Consider the following 22,297-nt stretch of genomic DNA (forward strand, 5'->3'; position numbering starts at 1 on the left):
TCTGCGCCTGAACCCCAGGTCTGGCACGCTTTCAGCAATAACCAGGCCTAAGGGCTGAACCTTGTAGAGAGGTCGGTACCGGTTTGATCAGCACCAAAAAGCCGTCAGAGCTTTGCTTAACGCAACACACTTTAGGTACTCAATTATGTTGGATGTTATCGCTTCTATGCCCGATAGCGCCATGCTGTCGCGGATTCAATTCGCCTTCACGGTTAGCTACCACATTATGTTTCCCACCATCACCATTGGCCTGTCGCTGTACCTGGCCTTTATGGAAGGTATGTGGCTGAGAACAAAAAATCCTGCTTACCTGCAACAGGTAAAATTCTGGATGAAGCCGTTTGCCATCACCTTTGGTATGGGCGTGGTGTCCGGTGTGGTGTTGTCTTATGAATTTGGCACCAACTTCAGTAAATTCTCCGAAGTGGTGGGGCCGGTGCTGGCACCGCTATTGGCTTATGAGGTGTTAACCGCGTTTTTCCTTGAAGCCGGTTTCCTCGGCATTATGCTATTCGGCTGGAACCGGGTTTCACCCAAGGTGCATTTTATCGCCACCTGTACCGTTGCCATCGGTACGGTGTTTTCGTCGTTCTGGATTCTGGCCGCCAACTCCTGGATGCACACACCCGCCGGTTATGAAATTGTCGACGGTGTGTTCCACGTTACCAGCTGGCTGGAAGTGATTTTTAATCCGTCGTTCCCGTACCGCCTGGCGCATATGTTATTGGCGACCTTCCTGTCGGCGTCGTTGTTATTTGCTGGCGTGAACGCGTACTACCTACTGAAAAAGAAACACACCGAGTTTGCCAAAATTGGTTTTTCCACCGCGATGGCAGCGATTCTGGTACTGGCACCGCTGCAGGTTGTGGTTGGTGATTTCCACGGTTTAAACGTAGCGGAACATCAGCCGGTGAAACTGGCGGCGATGGAAGGCATCTGGCAAACCGAAAAAGGTGCGGCATTACGTTTATTCGCCTGGCCGGATGAAGAAACCGAAAGCAATAAAATGGAAGTGGCCATCCCGAAACTGGCCAGCTTAATTATTACTCACGATCTCGACGGTGAAATTGCCGGTCTGGATCAGGTGGAAGCGAAAGACCGTCCACCGGTGGCTGTGGTGTTTTTCTCCTTCCGCATTATGTTGGGTCTGGGTGGCTTGATGCTGTTACTGGGTCTGGCTGGCTGGTATGCCCGTCGCAAAGGCATTTTATTTGAAAGCCGACCACTGCATTTATTTGCTGTGGCTATGATTCCTGCCGGTGTGATCGCTACCTTAGCCGGTTGGTATGTGGTGGAAGTGGGTCGTCAGCCCTGGTTAGTGAACGGGCTGGTACGTACCGTGGACGTGATTTCGCCAATTCCGGCAGAAAACGTTGCCTTTACCCTGGCGCTGTTTGTGTTGGTGTACACCACGCTGTTTTTCACCTACCTGTACTTTATGCGCAAGCTGATTTTAAAAGGGCCGATGTCGATTGAAGAGGCACTGGAATCGCTGGAACGTAATGACCTGGAAGATGAAGACTTGCCGGCAACGTTAAATCCGGCTCAGGTAGACATGGGTTACAGCCAAGAGCTGTCGCAATATTTATCCGATCAAAATAATAAAGGAGAAAAATAATGGATATCGCACTCGTTTATTTATTACTGATTGGTTTTGGCATTCTGGTGTATGTATTACTGGATGGCTTTTCGCTGGGTGTGGGTATTCTGTCACCGCTGCTGAAAAATGCCGATGAAAAAGGCATCGCCATGAAAAGCCTGTCGCACATCTGGGACAGCAACCAGACCTGGCTGGTGTTTGGTGGTGTGGTGTTGTTTGTTGCCTTTCCGGTGGTGTATTCCTTCGTATTATCGAATTTATACCTGCCGATTATTATGATGCTGATAGCGTTAATCTTCCGGGGGGTGGCGTTTGAATTCCGCTTTAAATCCGACACCAGCCAAAAATGGTGGGACATCAGCTTTGCGGCCGGTTCGATAATCGCGACCTTCTGTCAGGGCATTATCCTCGGTGCATTAGTGGGTGATATGTCTGCGGGTAAAACCATGGACGATCCGGTGCAATGGTTAACGCCGTTTTCACTGTTAACCGGGTTTGCGCTGGTGGCGGGTTACGCCTTGTTGGGTGCCTGCTGGTTAGTGCGTAAAACCCAGGCGGGTCTGCATAAGCGTGCCAAAGCTTATGCTCAGGCTTTATTGTTCGCTATGTTGGGCTTTATGGCAGCAGTCAGTATCTGGATGTTGCTGGATCAGCCGGTGATTGCCGAGCGCTGGTTGGTGTTCCCGCAAAATCTGATACTGGCACCGTTACCACTCCTCACCCTGTTTTTTGCCTGGCGTTTATGGCAGCTGCTTAAAGCAGATAATGATCCGGGTTTAAAGCCTCTGGGTTATGCCATGGGATTATTTATGACCGCGTTTGGTGGTTTAATTGCCGGTATTTTCCCGTACATTATTCCGGGTCGGTTAACCATCTGGGAAGCGATTGCGCCGGATAAGTCGGTGTACTTTACGCTGGTGGGTATTCTGGTATTTATCCCGGTTATTATCAGCTACAACATTTACAGCTACCGGACTTTTAGTGGTAAAACTTCGTTAAAGGATGGTTACTGATGGCGGCTGTTAATTCTGCAAAAACCAAAAAAAACCATCAGCTGCGTAACGCTGTGATCTTGTATCTCGCCGGAGTGTTTACTCTGGCGCTGGTGGCATACAGTGCAAAAGCGCTGCTGGGCTTTCTCTGAACGTTATCCGAATCACTCGCCCGGCAGCTGCAAGAACTGTTGTCGGGCCTGGGTTGGCGATAAACCACAATGACGCTGATAACTGCGGCTGAAACCACTTAAATTGCTGTAGCCTAATAACCCGGCAATATCGGTAAAGCTGTAGCTGGAATGTTGTAAATACTGGTTGGCCAGTTCATGACGTACCGAATCCACCAGGGCGCGATAGCTGATGTTGTGCTCTTTTAAGCGCCGCTGCAATGTACGGTGGCCCATGTTTAATACCCGGGCAATATCTTCAATGGGCGCGCCGTTATTGGCCAGCGATAAACTGATGGTTTGGCGAATCTGATGAATAAATCCGGCGTGGTGTTCCGGAATACTGCGCTTAACCCGGTTAATAAACTGGCTGATAATTTCCGCCACCGACTGATCCATTAAAGCGTTGTCAGACGTTACCGCTAATTCATGATTGTTAAATACCACCGGGCAACCAAAGTACTGGGCGTATTGTTCAATCTGTGCCGGGTTGGTTTCGTGGCGGGTAAAATAGCAGGCCCGTAGTGGATAATTCTTTCCTAATAAATGATTAATCGCGTTATACACCACGGCTAAAACATAATCCTCAATTTGGGTATAACGTAACAGGTGTGGGTGTACGGCACGTACGCAGGTGTGAATATGATTTTCGCCCACCGTCACTTCAATCTGGCCACCATAAACGATGTGGCTCATGTATTTTTCCAGCACTTTAATCACATCCATTAAAGTCCGGCAGTTAGCAAACATGGGGACTAAGGGCGTGAGGATATAAGCACCCTGGCGTTTGGCTAATTGCAGTGCCAGGTCCGGGCAATTCAATTCACGGGCACTGTGTTCCAGCAACTCAACAAACTGCTCCTGGGTAACCAGCAGGCGTGGGTGACTGGTGGCTGAGGTGGAAAACTTCTCATCGATATAGCTATCACGATCCAGTCCGACCGCTTCATACAGCACGGTTGGGTTGCCACCCCGGCTGATCGCCAGGTCGCTGAATCCGGTAAGAAAGCTGGTGTTGATATAGCCGTGCGACATTCACGCGTCACTCAGTTGCTGCAAGTTAGTGGTTATATCCTGCTCAGTCTGACGTAAAAAGGCAAATTGGTGACGTAAAATGATAAGCGGACTTATGGATTTGGGTCAAACTAATCCTGTGTTCGCTGCCCGCTGCAAAACTTTCAACCTTCAACACCCTGGGCGCACAATAACAAGAGGTGAACCCGATATGCCTGTGATGCTTTCCCCACAACAGAAAAAAGCCTTTGCTGCCGAGATCTCTGCTTTGTACCGCGAAACCAAAGCTAAGGTTGGCCAGCAGGATCTGGATCATATTGAAAAAGTAGACCGCTTCTCCAAAGCGCTGGAGAAAAAAGGTCGTGAATTAATCAATCAGGGGAAAGGCTTCAGCAGCTGGAAAAGTGGCATTGTGATGCTGATTTCCCATTACACCATCGAGTTCTCCGAGCTGGGTCATAATATTCTGCACGGTCAGTATGACCACCTGGAAAATGCCGGTCGCTTCCACTCAAGTAAGTGGACGTGGAACAACACCATGGATGAAAAAGACTGGGCATTAATGCACAACACGGTGCACCATCCATTTACCAATATTAAAGAGAAAGACCACGATTTAGGGTATTTTGCTTTCCGGGTAAACGGCGCACAAAAATGGCGCTGGTATTCAATTTTTCAACCCTTCGCGCTGGGCTGGATTTTATTAAACGATGCCCATTATTACGCTATGTACACGTCGATGTCAGCGGATGTTGCACGTAATGAGCGTCTGACCCGTAAAGGTATTACTAACCCGTTAGGTCGTATCTGGCGTGAGGTTAAACACAGTTATATTTCTATGCCACTGCAACATGGTTGGCGTGCTTTCCGGGTTGGCAGCGCTAACCTGTTGGCTCGTTCGATTGCCAATGCCTATTTGGGGTTGATTCTGGCGTCTTCTCATATGACTGAAGAAAGTGAAGTGTTTGAAGAGATAGAACACGAAACGGAAGCGGATTATTACCTGCGCCAGGCGGCGGCGACGGTGAACTTTCATAACGACAAACCCTTCCCGAAAAAATACCTGGATCAGATGAATGCGTTAAAAGATGAAACTCTGGATACCAGCTTTGCCGATATTTTTTATGGCGCCATTAATTACCATTTAGAACATCACTATTACCCGGACTTACCACCAAACCGTTTGCGTGAACTGGCACCTCAGGTAAAAGCCATTTGTGAAAAATACGGTGTGCCTTATCGCATGGAAGGTTTTGGTCAGCCCAGTAAAAATGTGGTGACGACTATTCTGAAACACACTCTGCCAACTAATGAATCGGATAAATCCGTCTGGCCGTTATTAAACCCAGTCACATTGGTGAAACGTATTGTTGAGCATGTTCGTCGTCCGAACGATTTGGTTCACGGTGATGATGTGCAATACCAGACGACTACCAAGGTGATCGAACGCAAAGCACACATCGATGGTCAGGCGACGTCGTTTATTCTGGAATTACCGAAAAAATGGCAACGCTTAGAATGGTTAGCCGGTTCCTTTATTAATGTCGCAGTGACCATTAATGGCAAACAGCAGATTCGCCAATACAGCCTGACCCGCAGCAGTGATCAAAGCCGTCATCTTGAATTTGCCGCAAAGCGAGTAAACGGCGGGCAGGTTTCTAATTACCTGGCGGACCATATGCAGGTGGGAGATGAACTGACCATTATGGGTCGCCCTCGTTGTGAATTTGGTTTATCCGGTAGCCACAGTAAAAAGCTGCTGATTGCTGGTGGAGTGGGTATCACTCCTATCATCAGTATGCTGCGGGATTTAAAAACCTCAGGTACGCAAGATGTCACCTTGCTGTATTTTAATCGTTCGCCATCGGAGATTATTTTCCAGCAGGAAATTAACGAACTGGCGATAAACAGCGATATTACAGTGCATCATATTGTTAGTGAGAATCCTGCGGATGTGCGTGGTTTTGAACAAGGTTTGGTGTCTGCTGACATGATGCAGCGTCTGGTGACAGATCTGAGTGAACGTGAAGTCTATATCTGTGGTCCACAAGGGTTGATGGATGCGGTAAAAGATATTCTGCAGCAGCATGACTTCCCTATGCAGAACTTCTTCCTTGAAGCCTTCAGTGCCAGTGATGCGCCACTGTCGGATAGCGATGCCAAACATGAAGTACTGTTTGCGAAGTCGGATATTCGTGTCGAAGTGGATGAGAACACCAACTTACTGGCGCTGGCGGAAGAGCTGGGCATTGAGCATCAGAGTGGCTGTCGCAATGGCGTGTGTAAGGCCTGCTCTTGTCGCAAGATGGAAGGCAAGGTTTATGGCGAAGACGATGAGCAGTGGCCAGCGGTGACCCTGTGTACGTCTTATGCTCGCAGCAATCTGGTGATTGATGCCTGATCGTTAGTCGCCTTCGTTTTGCATTCGTCTGTGTATTTTTCCAAGCCCACCAGGTGATCCCAGGTGGGCTTTTTTGTCATTGCAGCAGCGGCTGTCTGGTCATTGTCTGATCAGAATAAAGTGCTAAAATGCGCCGCCTTGGCAGATACCCCGCCGAAAACTCAAAAACGTACTCTGAAGTTTCCATGATTTATAGACTCCGACTGACCGTCGCCTACGTGTTATTAGCACTGGTGGCGCTGGCACTGTTACCGCTGGTATTTATCCGGCCGATGCACCGCAACAATATGGGCGATATCTGTATCGCTGCGTTTGAAGTGTTTAAGCGTTATTGGGGCATTACCCTTGATGTTGAACATCCCGAGCGTCTCGAGCCTAAGCAAGCTACGGTGATTATCGCGAATCACCAGAGCAATGAAGATTTGTTCTTTTGCATGCGCTTGATCCGTAAAGGCACAGTGGCAATGGCCAAGTGGGAGCTGGTTTATATTCCTTTTATCGGCGCCGTATTTTTATTAGCCGGTAATATTATGGTGAAGCGTGAACAGCGTGATAAAGCCAAACAGGCATTGGAAAAATCGGCGAAAAAAATGACCGATAAAAATCTGAGTCTGGTTATCTTTCCGGAAGGCACCCGTAACTACGGCAAACCACTGCCATTTAAATTAGGTGCATTTAAATTAGCGATTGAAGCTCAAGCACCTATTCAGCCGGTCGCGTTTGCCTGGCACTCCAAAACACTGAATTACAACCGCTTTAAATCGGGCGTGCTTAAAGCGAATTGTATGGAACCGATCAGCACTCAGGGTTTAACTCTGGATGATGCGCCGGAACTGGCACGTCGTTGTCAGAAGTTGATCGAAGAAGAGACTAATCGACTGACTAAGCTGGCACCGGGGTATGATGGTTCGCTGGGTTAATCGTACTGCTTTGAGTTGTTAAAAAATTGAAGCCCGCCTGATGGAAGTCAGGCGGGCTTTATTGTTTCTGAGAGATAATCAGGAGATCTATCGCAACTGACTATCCTTACTTCCCCGGCGGTTATAACCCGATACTGCCCTCTGCTGCTCGTCCAGCTCACTCTGACACAACACACATAAACGTACGCCGGGAATCGCCTGTTGGCGTGCCTCTGGAATATCGTTACCACACTCTTCGCAATGGCTCAGGCTTTCGCCGTGGCTGATACGGCTGCGTGCCAGCGCGACGGCATCTGATACCGTGGCATCGATCTGATCCTGCACTGCACCGTCTTTTGCCCATCCAACTGCCATAGTGACCTCCGGATATTGTTGCTGGTTGTTTGGCTACTGAACTCAGTATATGCCTTTGGGTGGTGGTGATAATGGGGTTGGTTTGAAAATCACTATTACGGGGGGGGTAATAATCGTGGTGGGTTATTTGAACTTTGTTGACTAATTTGTCTATATATAGGATTGCTATTTATTGTTATTTTTGATAAATATTTATATAGGTATATTGAGGGTGCTATTAATGAAGATTCTTATCGCCATACTTGTTGTTATCTCAGGGTTATTTATATTTTTCTTAAAATCTTTTTCTGGCCTTTGGTTTTCAGCATTTTCTGGATTGGTATCGAGCTTAGTTGTCTTTGGAATAATTATTTTTTGGGAAGATGAAGACCTTAAAGTAGTTATAGTTACGGTTCTCGGCGGTATCTCTATAATGTTGGGTGTATTGTCAGTGTTTGAAGATAATGAGGCGTTTGACCATCAATTGAATAAAGCTCACAATGATGCCCTTCGTCACTTGGTGAAAGCGCAGTATGAGTGCGTCAATGAAATTGATGAGATCCGTATCTCAGAAATTATAAAATATTCTATTTTAGTTTGTGCTTTGCAAAATAATAAAAACATGCAAGGAGCTATCTTAAATCTGAAGAAACAACTTCATCTACCCCCTGAGATTGGTCTTATCGACTCTATTGTATCCACCGCAAAAGAGAATGAAGTTAGTGAGTGCAAGTCTTCTTTTCGGGAGGTTTACAAGTACTGTGAAGAGTCTTTCATCTTTATGGATGAAAAAAGTAAGAATAGATTGTTAAATTGAGATAAACCCGTGCACCCGCCCGGGTTTTATCATCTAAAAAGAATCAGTCCTCAATTCCCAAAGAGCGCTTCATAAATGCCGGTATCGCAATGCCGCTGGCATAAATATCAGCATTGTAATATTCAGTACGGAACTCTTTATTCACCGCATCGTCGATACGAAAGTCTGTTGCATCACCACCTTTACAAGCCAGTGTGCAGCTCCACCAACCGGATGGATAAATCACCTGCGGGAACTGGAAAGTGTGAGAGGACGTCGCACCGGCTGTCGCTATATCCACGTGGATATCTTTAATAATGGTGTTGCTGTGAGACAGCGGCGATTCACTTTGTTGAACCACAATGCCGCCTTCACGCAGGGCTTTAAAACAATCGCGGTAAAAATCGACGGCGAATAAACCTTCCGCCGGGCCAATCGGGTCGGTGCTGTCGATAATAATGATATCCAGAGATTCTGGTGCACCGTCTTTTGCCCATCCACACTGCCATAGTGACCTCCGGATATTGTTGCTTGTTGTTTGGCTACTGAATTCAGTATATGCCTTTGGATGGTGGTGGTAATGGGGTTGGTTTGAAAATCACTATTACGGGAGTGTAATAATCGGGCAGGTATTGGATGCCGGTGATAACACGGTAATCGACTTTTCAGTTGTCGGGTGGGTTGCCCTGGATTTCGTGCCTAAGTAGGGCCCTTTTTCTGATTAATGCTAAGTACAGCGTATAGTATGAAGCTGGTATTGATGATAGTTTTATAAAATACAAAATCATCAAAAATCTTAGGCTTACTAATTTATGAAAGCACTTCTAATAATCTTATTTACTGCAATATTTTCCCCATTAGCCTTTGCACAGGCTAAAGTTTGTGGAGGAACTGAAATCGATATTAAGAAAGTTGGTGAGTGGGAGAGTACCCGGTTTATCGTTGAAGCAAAGAATGGAGCTGACAACACAAAACTAATTCTGAAAAGTGTAGATTATGTCAGCTCTTATTGTGAGAAAAGTACAACTGGTGTGGATAAAATATTGATTCTGGCCATTTGTGGTGGCTCTGGATGTTCGGAATCTACTTATACTGTTATCGACGCGAGGACACTGAAAGTTGAGTTGGTACCTTTTCAGGGCCAAGGAAATTTAGAGTTGGTCGAAAAGCTATTGGGTCGGGAGTTTAAGCTGTAGCTGAAAATTCAGTAGAATTTTTTCGTTAGAAATAAAGCCGCCTGTAAACCCGGGCAAGCGCCCGGGTTTAATCAACTAAAAAGAATCAGTCCTCAATTCCCAGAGACCGCTTCATAAATTCCGGTATCGCAATACCGCCGGCATGAATATCAGCATTGTAATACTCAGTACGGAACTCTTTATTCACCGCATCATCAATGCGGAAGTCAGTCGCATCGCCACCTTTACACGCCAGTGTGCAGCTCCACCAACCCGATGGATAAATCACCTGCGGGAACTGGAAGGTGTGAGAAGACGTCGCACCGGCTGTCGCCATATCCACGTGGATATCTTTAATAATGGTGTTGCTGTGATACAGCGGCGATTCACTTTGCTGAACCACAATGCCGCCTTCACGCAGGGCTTTAAAACAATCGCGGTAAAAATCGACGGCGAATAAACCTTCTGCCGGGCCAACCGGGTCGGTGCTGTCGATAATAATGATATCCAGCGACTCTGGTGCGCAGTCTTTCACCCATTTGATGCCGTCATCAAAACGGATATCAGCACGAGGATCGGCGTTGGATTCACACAGTTCCGGGAAATATTTCTCCGCCATACGGGTGACCATTTCATCGATATCGATCTGGGTCACTTTTTCCACACCCGGGTGTTTCAGTACTTCACGCAGGGTGCCGCAGTCGCCACCACCAATAATGGCAACGTGTTTCGGATCTTTATGAGCGAACAGTGCTACGTGGGACATCATCTCGTGATACACGAAGTTCTCACGGGTAGAGACCATGGTGCAGCCGTCGATCACCATCAACTTGCCGTATGTTTCGGTGTCGTACATATCGATGGTCTGGAATTCACTTTGTACGCTTTCCAGTTTCTCTTTCACTTTCAGAGAGAAGGCTGATCCTTCGGAATCAAAAACTTCGGTAAACCACCCCTGGCCTTGTGGAAAAGCAGTGCTTTGATCGGATGTGCTCATAGCTGATACTCAAAGATGTAGATGTGTTTTAAAATTGGCGCAAAGATACCCTAACCGCCCGCCGTTCGGATACCCCTTATGACATTGGATTCTAGCAAAGCCAGCAGTGCTGCAGAGCATTACAACTTACCCTACTGGAGTGAGGGATATGCTCAGGTTAATGCTGCTGGTGACTTATGCATTCATCCACAGGCTGATAACGGCAATGGCGTTAACTTAAACCAGTTAGGTGAGCAGCTAAAAGGTGCGGGCTTGCGTCTGCCGGTGCTGGTGCGTTTTCCGGGCATTCTGCACAACAGAGTGCACTCGCTGGTAAGCGCGTTTCAGCAGGCCCGTGACGAGCTGGATTACAATGGCGGTTTCACGCCGGTTTATCCGATTAAGGTGAATCAGCAGCAGCCGGTGGTGGAGCAGCTGTTAACAGGCCAGCAGCAGGCCGGAGTTGAACGCTTGGGGCTGGAAGCGGGCAGTAAGCCAGAACTCATTGCCGTGCTTGCCCAGCTTGGAACCAATAAAGGCGTGGTAGTTTGTAACGGTTATAAAGACGCGCACTTTATTCGCCTGGCACTGATGGCGGAAAAGATGGGCCATCAGGTCTTTATCGTGATCGAGAAGTTATCCGAGCTGCCGCTGGTGTTGGCAGAAGCACAACGCCTCAACGTGAAACCACGCTTAGGTATTCGCGCACGGTTAGCCACCATCGGCAAAGGTAACTGGCAAAATACTGGCGGCGAAAAATCCAAGTTTGGTTTGTCGGCTTATCAGATTCTGCAGGTGGTTGAGCAACTACGTGCTGAAGGCCAGCTCGATTATCTGCAGCTGCTGCATTTCCACCTCGGCTCACAGTTGGCCAATATCCGTGATATTCAAACCGGCTTAGGTGAATGCAGCCGCATTTTTGCCGAGTTAGTAAAACTCGGAGTACCGGTACAATGGCTGGATGTGGGTGGTGGCTTAGGTGTTGATTACGAAGGCACGCGCTCGCGCAGTTATTGCTCGATGAACTACAGCATGGCGGAGTACGCTCGTAATGTAGTATCGGCATTTAAAGATATCTGTGATGAACTCGGCCTGGCGCAACAACCGAACATTATTACCGAATCTGGCCGGGCGATGACGGCCCATCATGCGCTGTTATTAACTGAGATTATTGATTCAGAAAGTCCGCAGGAAGGTGTGGTTAATCCTCCCGAAGATGAGGCGCCACAAGCATTAAAAGCCCTTTATCAGATCTTTGATCAGCTGTGTTATGCACAGGACAAACACAACATCAGCCCGCGTTCGCTGGTTGAGATTTATCACGATGTGCAGCATTGGGTCGGTGATGCGCAATCCGGCTTTGCCCTGGGGTTGTTCTCGTTATCTCAGCGGGCACAAATGGAAGCGCTCTACAGCCGTATCAGCCGTGAATTAAAACAGCGATTAAATCCGGGCAATCGCAGCCATCGCGATTTATTGGATGAGTTATACGAGAAGCAGGCGGAGAAAGTATTCGTGAACTTTTCGCTGTTTCAGTCGCTGCCGGATATCTGGGGCATTAACCAGATCTTCCCGATTTTACCGGTGCGGGGTCATCATGATCCGGTGCGTCATCGTGCGGTTGTGCAGGACATCACCTGTGACTCCGACGGTCGTATCGACAGCTACGTCGATGCCGACGGTATTGAAACCTGTCTGCCATTGCCGAGTATCGCAAAAGGCGAACAGCTGGCGTTTTTCCTGGTGGGCGCTTATCAGGAAATCCTCGGCGATATGCACAACTTGTTTGGTGACACCGACTCGGTCGATGTAGTGCTGGATAAAAATGGCGATGTGCAGCTGCAGAATCCGATTCAGGGCGACGATATTGCCGATGTATTGGATTATGTGAACTTCTGCCCGGAAGATATTCAGCAACGTTTACAACAGCAGGTGGCGGCGTCTGATTTAACCGATAGCGACAAAGCCGAATTCAGTAAAGAGCTGAGTGAGTCTTTGCAGGCATACACCTATCTGTCGTGATGGCTGATCTGAGTTCAGCCTCTTCGAATAACAACCTCTTACCGATAAAAGTATGTGACCGGCAGCGCCAGCCGGTCTATTGATGCCTCTTTCAGAAAATGCCTGTTTATCAGGTTTCAGACACACTTCCTTTTGGTTTTGGGTCAGTTTTCCGACCCACAAAATTTTTTCGTAACAATTGTTATCCGTTTCTGGCGATCTGCTCAGGCTGGACTATAAGTTATGGCAAACAAAACCTGCGTGCCCAAACGCAACCACGAATAACCACAGCTGATAGAAGGAAAATGAGATGGCTGACGAAGAACTGGAAATGCAAGACTCCGTGCATGAAGAGTCAGAAGAGCAAAAAGATGAAATGCAGGCGTCCGATAGTGACGATGCTGAATCAACCGCTGAAAAAGATGCACATGAAGATCTGGTCGTAAGCACCAGCAGTGCCGCGCGTGATGAAATGCGTCAATCGATGGAAGATGACGTGGCTGCATTTCTGGCACGTGGTGGCCAGATCACTCAGGTGGATGACAACGTGATGGCAGATCCACCGCGTAAGCCACAAACCAACTATGGCAGTCGCCCGATCTGATCGGCGATTGTGGTTTATCGCGGTATTGATGCCGTGACTGAAAAAAGGACCGTTAACGGTCCTTTTTTGTTTTTCCCGCTCAATGATTGCCGACGCTAAATCCTTTCAATTTCAAGTACGATCGTACAACTACCTTGCTATTAAATTCCTCTGGCAGAAAAAATGCGCCATTGGCCTGAGTGCTGCTTTCCTGCGGTCTAGCGAAAGCGGGCCAATACCAGTGATTTATGGCCACGATTGCTAACACAGACTGGTCTGAGCTGATAAACTGGCGTGAAATTGCAGCAAGGAAGCTGAATTATGTACACCTACTCAAAAAAGTCCCGAAGACGAATGCATGCAATCCCCGCAGCCATCGCATTATCCGCACTGGTAATGCTCTGGTATTTTTCAGATAACCGAACTGCCCATGCGGCAGATGCACAGTCGTTGCCGTCGTCTGAAAAAGTTCTGCTGTCTGCTCGTCTGGCTGATGACTGGTCGGTGGATTGCGACGATTGTGTTGTTGAGCCGCAGTACGATGTGATGCTCGGCAATGTGGTGCGTTTGCAGAGCCGCAGCGAAATGGTGTTGTCGCTGGATATCGACGATCAGGTTGAACGACCTCAACTGAGCTGGCGCTGGACGGTGGATGAGTATGTTGACCAGCATCCTCTGCTGCGTTTAAGCGTATATGTTGATGATACCGATGCCTGGCCGGAGCGTACGCTGCACTATATCTGGGACAGCGGCCGCGAAGCCGGAACCACCGAAGCGATTTCAGACTTCGAGCACCTGGTGGTGGTGAACGGTAAAAACAGCAAAGCCGAAAGCTGGCAGCAGGTTCGCTGTAATCTTAATCAGGATTGGCAGCGCATCTATAACGAAGACTTCCCTGAGATAGAAAGCCTGGAGCTGGCATTAGGAATGCCGGGTAAACTGGGTGTTAGTGGCGCCTTTATCGAGCAACTCAGTATTGCTTCTGCACCATTTGAAGAGGTGGTGGTTGCTCAGACGGAACTTCCTGATGAGGCGGTGGAACACGCTGATGATTTGCCATCAGCTTCTCTGTCGCAGGAATTACCAACCTCTTTACCACCTACTGCTGCTGGTATCGAATAAGTCATTTCTTTCCTCTTTCATTTCTGCGTTTCCTTCTTCCGTATTTCTTTCCGATCGATCATCTTGTCTCCTCTTTGCTGGTTCTAGTGTGTTGATACTTTTTGTCGCTCATTAGAGTTTCCTTTATTAGCTTTTATGAATGTGTTGTTGTGAATAAATAGCGCAATAAAAAAGCCCGACCAGTTAACTGATCGGGATTTATTTTTGAGTTATCGAATCAGCTCACAACTTACTTCTGCCGCTGCATAGTACGACTGTAGGCCGCTTTATAGTCGCCGCTGACCGGATCAACGGTGTAAGCGGTGCCGCGGAATTCATCCCCCTGAAGCTCAACAAAGAAGAAGCCCAGAATGTTGTCCTGCTGCCAGTAAACGGCGTTACGGTTTGCGTCACCGAAACCACGGGTTTTTGCACCCGCACCGGTCAGGATATGGAAAGTACCCGGACATGATTCAGTTTCCTTCAGCCACTGCAGGTCATGGTCATGGCCGGTGAAGATCACGTCGGCGTTGCCACATACGTTTTGGTTAACCATGTCGCGGAAGTAACGACCCTGGCCAGCCAGGCCGTCGTAGTTACCGGCGTTGCCGTGGCGGCCGTTAGAGATATATGGGTGGTGACCAAAAGCGATTTTCCACGGTGCTTTAGAAGCGGCGAAGCCTTCTTTCAGCCACTTGCCTTGTTTGGCGGAGTAATCGTCTTTGTTGTACTCGTTGCTAGGGTCACCGGCAGAAGCCGTTGGGTTGGTATCCATCGAGAAGAAGGTAACCAGTGGTGTTGCGTTCTGCGGCGCTTCAAACTTGTAGTAACGCGCAGGCATCTGCCACTTGTTGCTCTTACGGTCAGTACGGTAGTGGTAATCAACCTGCAGTTCGCCACGGTCGTTATCGGCACCGTCACCAGCGATGATCCAGGTGTTGTCGTGGTTGCCCAGCGACATGTAGAACGGGAAGTTGATGTTTTTGTATGGATCTTCGAACTTCAGTTCAAACTGAATATCACGTTCGCCGTCGACACCATCTTCATAAATATTGTCGCCCATACCAATGGCGAAATCACAGCCACGCGCGGCACACACAGATTCCATAGCAGCAGCCACTTTGTACTGGCCGTCTTTACCTGTGCCTGTGTCACCAATTGCGATAAAACGCACAACGGTGTCAGCGGGTGGGTATACCACGGTTTCATCAACCGGTGGGTTGGTTGGCGCTGGTTTGGACATACCCATGGCGGAAGCCGCCATGCCGGTTAAGGCGAGAGAAAGCAGAGTCTTTTTCATTGTTATTGGTCTCGGTTGAGTATCAGGTCGCACGCATGATAGCGGCGTTAAATTACAACTTTATTATTATTTTTGTGAGACAGAAGTATGCCAGAAAATAACCCGTTGCGACTGCACAATTCGGGTCATTTGTTAGCGGAAAAGAGAGTCTGGCGTGAATTGGTATGAGTGTGGCGCGAATTGGTGGTGATTATTAAACCAGTGCTGCCACAGCCGCATTCAGTTGCGATAAATGAGTAATTTCCTGATCCGGAACACACTCGTCTTCGACCCAGGCCGCATCGCACAAGTTGACCCAGATGGTGTGAATTCCCAGACGTTTTGCCGCAACGATATCCTGTTCCTGATGGTCACCAACGTGAATACATTCTGCCGCAGATACACCGGCTTTATTTAAAGCAGCTTCGAACATATCCGGGTGGGGTTTGGCTGCACCAACATTTTCGGCATTAAAATGGGCGTCGAATAAATGGTCGATACCAATTAATTTCAGATCGGCATTGCCGTTGGTAACCGCCATTAACTGATGGTCTTTTTTCAGTGTTTCCAGTGCTGCTAATGCACCGTCGAATAACGTCACTTCGCTGCGGGTTTTATAAAACACATCAAAAGCCTGCAGTGCCTTCTGGCGACCTTCATCACCGCTGATACCAGCCTGCAAAAATACCCGGCGTAAAACTTCGATGCGTAATTCAGAAACTTTATCGCGCAGTTGTGGATAACACTCGGCGATGTCGTTTTTGTACTGGCGCAGCGCTTCAAAGGTGTAAAACTCGGCCGCTTGTGGAACGTTTTCCACAATCCAGTTATGGCAGGCTTTTTCCGCTTTAATAATTACCGGATCGGTTTCCCAGAGGGTGTTGTCCAGATCCAGCGTAATCAGTTTAATCGCCATCGGAGAAGCTACCTGCGTTGCCATTGCTGTGTTAAAAATAAATTCAAAATGCTCATTTATGGCTTATAAACAGCGCGTTTAAATTTATTTTTGCCTTGCACTGGCTGCCTCAGAACCGCTTCTATCTTGGCTGCTAGCGCATATAAAAACTTAAACTACCGGAATTTGCGGTAAACGCAGTGCCAGAATATCGGCAATATAATCGAGGAATAAGGTATCCATCGAGCTGCGGTAATAGCCCGGGTCTTTGCTGGCAACGGTTAATACGCCGTTGTTACCCTGACCACGAACCTGAGCAGCGGCGACTGACTGAGCGTTAGTGGTTTGTGTGCCCAGCAGCGACGCAATGTCTTCCTGCGGTAACTGACCACAAATCGCACGATGACCTTTAAACAGACGATGTACGCTGCGTTGGCGTTCGCTGGAACGAATGGTAATCAACGGCGCGTCGAGATTTCGTTCGGTGAAATGTAATAACGCCCAGGCGTCGACACCAAAGTCTTCACGCAAAGAATCGTCCAGCGTAGCCTGCACGTTTAACCAGCTTTCTGCTTCGATTAATGCCAGTACCAAACGACGGCTTTTTTCGAACAGCTGGTCGTTACGACGGGCATTTTCCAGTAAGTCGGCAAGACGCTGACGTAATTCCACGTTGCGCTCACGGTGCACCGACAGCTGGCGTTCTACCAGGCTGGTGGCCGGACCGGCATTGTGGGGAATTCGCATTTCCGCCAACAGGTCATCTTTACCGATAAAAAAATCGGGATGGTCCTGTAAATACTGGGCAACATCAGCATCGGTTAAACGCGGTTGCTGGCTCATAACAATTCCTTAAAGGTTCTGACCTTAGACGTTCATCCGGCCTTCAAATACGGTAACCGCAGGGCCGGTCATTTTGATGTGGGAATCCGGATTGCCATCCCACTCAATAAATAAATCACCACCTGGCAGCGATACGGTGACACCGGGCTTCAGCCAGCCACGCAGCTGACCAGAGACTACCGCAGCACAGGCGCCGGTGCCACAGGCCAGGGTTTCGCCGGTACCGCGTTCGAATACCCGCAAACGAATATGGTGTTCGTGGACGATCTGCATAAAGCCGATATTGGCACGTGCCGGGAAGCTGGAGTGGGGCTCCAGAATCGGCCCCCAGTGTTCCACCGGTGCGGTATCAACATCATCAACCCGAACCACACCATGAGGGTTACCCATGGATACGGCACCCAGAGAAATTTCACCAATTTCTCCTGCATCGATGGTGTATTCCGGTGCGTATTCTGTCGCACGGAATGGAATTAAATTCGGAATCAGGGTGGGCTCACCCATATCTACCACCACCTGATTGTCATCGGTGAGGTGTAATTCCATTAAGCCGTTGGCGGTTTCGACGCGAATATCGCGCTTGCCGGTTAAACGCTGATCGTAAACAAAGCGAGCGAAACAACGGGCACCGTTGCCACAGTTTTCCACTTCGCTGCCATCGGCGTTAAAAATACGGTATTTAAAGTCGACATCCGGACGGCTTGGCTGCTCAACAATTAACAGCTGATCAAAACCAACGCCGAAATTACGGTCAGATAATTCGCGCACCCGTTCCGGACGGATATGACCGGTTTGGGTGACCAGATCGATCACCACAAAGTCATTGCCCAGGCCGTGCATTTTGCTGAATTTAAGCCACATAACTAATCTTTGCCTTTAAGCCAGAGTCTTTATTCTGCGATCAGTTGTTCGCCGGCGAATAATTCTTCAATGGTTTCGCGCTTACGTACTAAGTGCAGCTGGTCACCATCAACCATCACTTCCGCCGGACGACCACGGCTGTTGTAGTTCGATGCCATCACAAAACCGTAAGCACCGGCCGACATTACTGCAACCAGATCACCAGCAGCTAATGGCAGCTCACGATCTTTGCCTAAGAAGTCACCGGTTTCACATACCGGGCCTACTAAATCGTAATCGCGTACCGGGGCATCGGAGGTTTCTGCCAGCGGTTTAATATCCTGCCAGGCGCTGTACAGCGACGGACGGATTAAATCGTTCATCGCACCATCAATAATGGCGAAGTTTTTGTGGTCGTTTAACTTCAGGTATTCCACCTGAGTTAAAAATACACCGGCGTTGGCAGCAACCGAACGACCCGGCTCAAAAATCAGTTTGAACTGCTTGCCGCCATCAGCACGCTGAGCCAAGCGGTTTTTAATTGCCGCGATGTATTCGCCGGCACTGGCTGGTGTTTCATCACGGTAGGTCACGCCTAAGCCGCCACCTAAATCCAAGTGTTCAATGTTAATGCCTTGCTCCGCCAGATTATCCACCAGAGCCAGCACGCGATCTAACGCATCCATAAATGGCGAAATTTCGGTCAGCTGGCTGCCGATATGACAATCCACACCTTTGATATCCAGACCTGGTAAGTCTTTGGCTTTGGCGTAAACACGTGGCGCTTCGTTAATATCGATGCCGAACTTGTTGTCTTTTAAACCGGTAGAAATATACGGGTGAGTCTGGGCATCAACGTCCGGGTTCACACGCAGAGAAACGTGAGCGGTTTTGCCGATGCGGCTGGCAACCTCACTCAGACGTTCCAGTTCGGCTTCGGATTCAACGTTAAAGCAATAAACACCCACTTCCAGTGCGCGCTGCATTTCTGCTGCCTGTTTGCCAACACCGGAGAACACAACTTTGTTAGCGTCGCCACCGGCGGCTAATACACGCTCCAGTTCACCCAGGCTAACGATATCGAAACCCGCGCCCTGTTTTGCAAGAACGTTTAATACTGCCAGGTTGGAGTTAGCTTTTACCGCGTAACATACCAGGTGTGGCCAGTCGCCCAACGCTTCGGTGTAGGCAGTAAAGTGTTGCTCGAAAGCGGCACGGGAATAAACGTACAGTGGCGTACCGAATTGTTCGGCCGCAGCACGTAAGGAAACCTGTTCGGCGTGAAGTTCGCCATTCTGGTAGCTGAATACTGACATCAGGAGTTCGATTCCGTTGCTGAGCTTGTGTTCTCTGCAGGCCGGTCTTCGGGCAGGTACAGCGGACCTTTCTGGCCACAGGCCGACAGGCCGCCAATCAGAATCAGGCTGGCGAACAGGGCGCGTAGTGCTGTCTGCGTTAAATTCCGGGACATAAACAATTCCACACAAGCAGAAGATAAAAGATGGCAGGCATTATACGGGGTTCGCAGACACATGTCTGCCGCTGCGGGGCGGCCTCAGGCCAGTGAAATGGCCTGATTAATGCGCTTTTCGATGGATTGTCTGGCCAGCAGGTGTTCGATGACCTGCTGATTGTTACCCGGCAGGGATAAATCGCTGAGATGGCAGGGGTAATTATTGCCCTGACGGCGGATGGCGACCACTTCTTCCGCCACCGCTTTATACAGGTCATCACCAAATTGCCAGATGCTGAATTCCTGGCTGTTGCAGTAGAGCGTGGTCTGTTGATGATCGTCGATGACGGCACTGAGATCGATGCTGTTACTTTGCTGGCTGAGCTGCGGCAGCTTGCGTCGCACCAGTTCAAGATCGAATGATTGGCCTTTCTGACGTATTTCGAACAACAGCATATTTCGCTGCAGTTGGCGCGCCTTATTGCCCGGCAGTTGCGCCAGCCAGCGCTGATCCAGCTGACGTAAAAAGCGAATGGCGGCAATCAGCCGATGTTTGCCATCTGCTTCTGGCCATTGCTGGTGCAGTAAGGCGCCTTTGTCATCGAGCAGATAAAAGAAGAACTTCTCATCTTTCCGCCAGTAAAACAGTTGCCAGACTCCGGCCCGGGCGCGTTGATAAATCAGCCGCAACGGGCTTTGTAATAACGCCGCCGAATCGAGGGTGCAGGGAGCAAAAAAATCACGCGGTTGTTGCAGCAGTTGCAGTAACTTGCTGACGTTTGCCGCGCTTTGCAGTTTTATGCCCTCGCGCTGACTGTGTAATAAATAATATTGTTCCGACGCTTCGATCAAATACGGCTGGCGTGGATTCGTACTGAAGTGTTTAAACGTATCACTAATCAGCTGCTCGGCCCGCATACGAATGGTGCTGGCACGGCTGGCGCAATGACAATGACAGGAAATTTTCGGCCATTGCTGTTGCGGCTGAGAGAAGGGCAGGTGACGCAATAAATGTTGCAGACATTGCAGCATGGCGGCGTTGCCGTCAAAACGTTCGATATGCCATTCCCCCCAGCTGTTGCGGGTGAACAGATCCAGCGTCAGGATTAAATTTTCGCGGATGGCGCTGTAGCCCAGGGCATCGTCGCGGTTACTGATTTTCTGCATGCCACGGCGGCTGAGTTTGTGTTGCGGGTCGACACCAACGTTAATAAACAGCTTCCACTGCAAAGGCTTAGGTGGATGGATTAATGCTGCATTTTCTGCTTTGCGGATGGTTTGTGAACGCACGACCTGCAGCAGCTCTTTCAGTTCGTACTGACTGACCGGGTTATGGCTGGGGAACAGCGCAATCTGGGTATGGTTGGCCAATAAGCCGTTGTACTGGGCAAAGAACAGTAGCTCCATTAAGCTCGGAGACTGCTTCAGTACCTGCTCGGTATCCTGAGTATCTTTATTCCAGCTGCCGGGGATTAATTGCCAGACTTTATTCGGTGTCAGCCGCAGGGTGATTTTATCCTGCTCCAGGCTCTGGCAGATGCCCGGATTAATATCCATCACCTTACCGGGCTTGGCGTCAAAAGCAGCGTACAGGCGGTTGCCTAATAATCTCAGGTCGGCGGGTTTGATGTGCAGTTTCGGAGCGTATTTCTGGCTGAAACCCGCGAGAAAACGATAGCTCGACAGCATTTCACTGATCAGTGCATTACGTTCTTTATGAACCCGTACCACCGGCCAGTGTTGACGCTGATCCAGTTCAATAAAGTCGCCGGTCTGCCATTGCCAGTCGTTACACAGTTTGCTGAAGGATTTAGCCCGCCAGCTTTTGCGCTGGTTATTACTAAGGTCCGACAACGGCAGCTGGGCTTTGTAATAAAACGCCCGGCGCGCCAGCTGAATACGTTGTGGATTACCTTCCTGATCCAGCTGCGCACTGACCCGTTGCAGCATCAGCAGATAAGCATCACATTGTTCAACTTCGGTTTCACCGGCATGCACCCGTTGCTTCAGGTCCCAGCATAACGGGCGGATATTAGGATATTGGCTGGCGTAGTGACGTGTGAGTAATAACTTCAGCAGTGCTTTATAGGGATTACTCAGGCCTTTATTTAATTGCCACAAACCGGCGCCAACAAATTCGGCGGCGGGAATGGTGCCGATCTGGCCGAAGTGTAACCAGCGTCCGGCGTGTACCTTGTGTTCATCCAGCAGGGTTTGCCAGTAACCTTCGCTGCGCGATTCCTGATCCTGCGGAATCAGCCACCAGGAAGGCTGACTGCCAGCCAGCCATAAGGCGCTGCGATAAAACTCGTCGAGTAATAACAGGTGCTGGCTGCTGCCGCAGTCTTCGCCACCGGTGGAGCGGCTCTGACCCTGGCGGAAATCGCTGAGGTTCATCAGAAAAAAGTGCAGCTCAACATTCTGAGATTCAGCCCAGCGTTCGATGTTTTCACACTTCTGTTGCAGTGCTGCCAGCTGCGGCTGCGACAGCTGTTCATCGTGGCACAGCCAGACATCCAGATCACTGGAGCGCGATTGTGCCAGTGAACCCAGACTGCCCATCAGATACAGGCCCTGAATGTGTTTCTCAGAAAAGCCGCGGGGTGCGTTAACACCACGGGCGATGCCTTGCAGGGTCTGAATTTCCTGCTGGCTGGGCTGGTAGTGCTCGATGCCACAGGGGGTGTCGCGCGAGACAAATCCAGGCAGTTGCTGGTGGTTGAGATGCAGCAGTAGTGGCAATACATCAAGCACCACCCGCTGGCGGCTGCTCATTAAACTCCGGGCACTCTCCAGTCTGGCTTCATTCAGCTCCAGAAAGCTGGTTTGCCATTGATGGATTTGTTGTGCCGAAGGCGTTTTTTCACTCATGCTTTCAGTGTAGATGCTTTCGCTGAAAAGGTTGGTGTCCGGGCAGTTAGTCCG

21 protein-coding genes are annotated in these 22,297 nt (G+C 49.2%); 10 read left to right on the forward strand and 11 right to left on the reverse strand.

From position 1 onward, the window contains the following. Positions 1–145 precede the first annotated feature (145 nt). Genes ACOQOZ_RS15950 through ACOQOZ_RS15960 form a run of 3 tightly spaced genes read left to right on the forward strand, consistent with a single transcriptional unit; the run spans position 146 to position 2,744 of the window. Positions 146–1,618, forward strand: coding sequence for a cytochrome ubiquinol oxidase subunit I (locus ACOQOZ_RS15950; protein ID WP_420589142.1), 1,473 nt, complete (start codon positions 146–148; stop codon positions 1,616–1,618). Then, complete coding sequence (cydB, locus tag ACOQOZ_RS15955) at positions 1,618–2,613, forward strand: cytochrome d ubiquinol oxidase subunit II (RefSeq protein WP_420589143.1); 996 nt, start codon at positions 1,618–1,620, stop codon at positions 2,611–2,613. The genes ACOQOZ_RS15950 and cydB overlap by 1 nt, the downstream gene beginning before the upstream one ends. After that, on the forward strand, positions 2,613–2,744 hold the full coding sequence (locus ACOQOZ_RS15960; protein ID WP_420589144.1) for a hypothetical protein: 132 nt from the start codon (positions 2,613–2,615) through the stop codon (positions 2,742–2,744). The genes cydB and ACOQOZ_RS15960 overlap by 1 nt, the downstream gene beginning before the upstream one ends. A 12-nt stretch (positions 2,745–2,756) precedes the next feature. On the opposite strand, the gene ACOQOZ_RS15965 is transcribed toward ACOQOZ_RS15960, so the two are convergent. Beyond that, positions 2,757–3,797, reverse strand: a complete 1,041-nt coding sequence (locus ACOQOZ_RS15965; protein ID WP_420589145.1) for an AraC family transcriptional regulator ligand-binding domain-containing protein — start codon at positions 3,795–3,797, stop codon at positions 2,757–2,759. 190 nt (positions 3,798–3,987) lie between these two features. On the opposite strand from ACOQOZ_RS15965, the gene ACOQOZ_RS15970 reads away from it, so the two are divergent. After that, positions 3,988–6,177, forward strand: coding sequence for an FAD-binding oxidoreductase (locus ACOQOZ_RS15970; RefSeq protein ID WP_420589146.1), 2,190 nt, complete (start codon positions 3,988–3,990; stop codon positions 6,175–6,177). 185 nt (positions 6,178–6,362) lie between these two features. Next, on the forward strand, positions 6,363–7,097 hold the full coding sequence (locus tag ACOQOZ_RS15975) for a lysophospholipid acyltransferase family protein (RefSeq protein ID WP_420589147.1): 735 nt from the start codon (positions 6,363–6,365) through the stop codon (positions 7,095–7,097). Positions 7,098–7,184: 87 nt separating this feature from the next. Here ACOQOZ_RS15975 and ACOQOZ_RS15980 read toward each other — a convergent pair whose 3' ends face one another. Continuing rightward, positions 7,185–7,451, reverse strand: coding sequence for a DksA/TraR family C4-type zinc finger protein (locus tag ACOQOZ_RS15980; RefSeq protein WP_420589148.1), 267 nt, complete (start codon positions 7,449–7,451; stop codon positions 7,185–7,187). Positions 7,452–7,671: 220 nt separating this feature from the next. Between ACOQOZ_RS15980 and ACOQOZ_RS15985 the strand changes: the two genes are divergently transcribed. Next, a complete protein-coding gene (locus ACOQOZ_RS15985; RefSeq protein ID WP_420589149.1) occupies positions 7,672–8,247 on the forward strand; it encodes a hypothetical protein in 576 nt (191 codons plus the stop codon). A 43-nt stretch (positions 8,248–8,290) separates the two neighbouring features. Here the strand turns inward: ACOQOZ_RS15985 and ACOQOZ_RS15990 are convergent, their stop codons facing one another. Continuing rightward, positions 8,291–8,749 (reverse strand): hypothetical protein, encoded by a 459-nt coding sequence (locus ACOQOZ_RS15990; RefSeq protein ID WP_420592427.1) that lies wholly within the window; start codon positions 8,747–8,749, stop codon positions 8,291–8,293. A gap of 289 nt (positions 8,750–9,038) precedes the next feature. On the opposite strand from ACOQOZ_RS15990, the gene ACOQOZ_RS15995 reads away from it, so the two are divergent. After that, positions 9,039–9,422, forward strand: coding sequence for a hypothetical protein (locus tag ACOQOZ_RS15995; RefSeq protein WP_420589150.1), 384 nt, complete (start codon positions 9,039–9,041; stop codon positions 9,420–9,422). Positions 9,423–9,507: 85 nt separating this feature from the next. On the opposite strand, the gene speE is transcribed toward ACOQOZ_RS15995, so the two are convergent. Further along, positions 9,508–10,398 carry a polyamine aminopropyltransferase gene (gene speE, locus ACOQOZ_RS16000; RefSeq protein WP_420589151.1) on the reverse strand — a complete coding sequence of 297 codons (891 nt, stop codon included), beginning with the start codon at positions 10,396–10,398 and terminating at the stop codon, positions 9,508–9,510. A 78-nt stretch (positions 10,399–10,476) separates the two neighbouring features. Here speE and speA point away from each other — a divergent pair, with 78 nt between their 5' ends. From speA to ACOQOZ_RS16015, 3 genes are all read left to right on the forward strand, one after another. Further along, positions 10,477–12,399 (forward strand): biosynthetic arginine decarboxylase, encoded by a 1,923-nt coding sequence (speA, locus tag ACOQOZ_RS16005; RefSeq protein ID WP_420589152.1) that lies wholly within the window; start codon positions 10,477–10,479, stop codon positions 12,397–12,399. Between the two features lie 289 nt (positions 12,400–12,688). Beyond that, on the forward strand, positions 12,689–12,982 hold the full coding sequence (locus ACOQOZ_RS16010) for a hypothetical protein (protein WP_420589153.1): 294 nt from the start codon (positions 12,689–12,691) through the stop codon (positions 12,980–12,982). Between the two features lie 333 nt (positions 12,983–13,315). Further along, positions 13,316–14,083 carry a DUF3047 domain-containing protein gene (locus tag ACOQOZ_RS16015; protein WP_420589154.1) on the forward strand — a complete coding sequence of 256 codons (768 nt, stop codon included), beginning with the start codon at positions 13,316–13,318 and terminating at the stop codon, positions 14,081–14,083. Positions 14,084–14,312: 229 nt separating this feature from the next. Here ACOQOZ_RS16015 and ACOQOZ_RS16020 read toward each other — a convergent pair whose 3' ends face one another. From ACOQOZ_RS16020 to ACOQOZ_RS16050, 7 genes are all read right to left on the reverse strand, one after another. Beyond that, entirely contained in the window at positions 14,313–15,362 is a 1,050-nt protein-coding gene (locus ACOQOZ_RS16020) for a metallophosphoesterase (RefSeq protein WP_420589155.1), read from the reverse strand. A 193-nt stretch (positions 15,363–15,555) separates the two neighbouring features. Beyond that, entirely contained in the window at positions 15,556–16,257 is a 702-nt protein-coding gene (locus ACOQOZ_RS16025; protein WP_420589156.1) for an HAD family hydrolase, read from the reverse strand. Positions 16,258–16,407: 150 nt separating this feature from the next. Beyond that, complete coding sequence (locus tag ACOQOZ_RS16030; RefSeq protein ID WP_420589157.1) at positions 16,408–17,079, reverse strand: DUF484 family protein; 672 nt, start codon at positions 17,077–17,079, stop codon at positions 16,408–16,410. A 24-nt stretch (positions 17,080–17,103) separates the two neighbouring features. Beyond that, positions 17,104–17,940, reverse strand: a complete 837-nt coding sequence (gene dapF, locus ACOQOZ_RS16035) for a diaminopimelate epimerase (RefSeq protein WP_420589158.1) — start codon at positions 17,938–17,940, stop codon at positions 17,104–17,106. 29 nt (positions 17,941–17,969) lie between these two features. Beyond that, complete coding sequence (lysA, locus tag ACOQOZ_RS16040; protein ID WP_420589159.1) at positions 17,970–19,235, reverse strand: diaminopimelate decarboxylase; 1,266 nt, start codon at positions 19,233–19,235, stop codon at positions 17,970–17,972. Beyond that, positions 19,235–19,390, reverse strand: a complete 156-nt coding sequence (lptM, locus tag ACOQOZ_RS16045; RefSeq protein ID WP_420589160.1) for an LPS translocon maturation chaperone LptM — start codon at positions 19,388–19,390, stop codon at positions 19,235–19,237. Before lptM ends, lysA begins: the two co-directional genes overlap by 1 nt. An 84-nt stretch (positions 19,391–19,474) precedes the next feature. Further along, the gene (locus ACOQOZ_RS16050; protein WP_420589161.1) at positions 19,475–22,243 is read right to left on the reverse strand and encodes a class I adenylate cyclase; all 2,769 of its coding nucleotides are present in this window, start codon (positions 22,241–22,243) and stop codon (positions 19,475–19,477) included. Positions 22,244–22,297: the final 54 nt, after the last annotated feature.

Origin of the sequence: Bacterioplanoides sp., from assembly GCF_965219715.1 — a bacterium.
In the GTDB taxonomy this organism is placed as follows: domain Bacteria; phylum Pseudomonadota; class Gammaproteobacteria; order Pseudomonadales; family Oceanobacteraceae; genus Bacterioplanoides.